Below are 223 nucleotides of genomic sequence, written 5' to 3'. Positions count from 1 at the left end.
CGTCACCGTACCATTTTTCGGTTGTTCAGAAACCACATAAGTTAACTCATCACCATCTACATCCTTCCCGGTGACTTTTCCTGTTTCTGGTTGATCTTCTTTCGTAATGATTGCTGGTGCTTCTGCCGTTGGGGCATCATTCACCGGTGTGACTGTTACAGGAACCGTCACAGTGACACTGCCACCATTGCCGTCAGATACCACCACCGTGAACTCATCCTTA

1 protein-coding gene is annotated in these 223 nt (G+C 48.0%); it reads right to left on the bottom strand.

The features are described 5' to 3' along the window. Nucleotides 1–207, bottom strand: a 207-nt coding sequence (locus tag AC0SAP_RS10450; RefSeq protein ID WP_473384118.1) for an Ig-like domain-containing protein, incomplete at its 3' end; no start/stop codon positions are given. Nucleotides 208–223 lie beyond the last annotated feature (16 nt).

This window comes from Ignatzschineria sp. PL_is040 (assembly GCF_055813795.1).
This window is presented reverse-complemented; position numbering and strand designations above follow the sequence as displayed.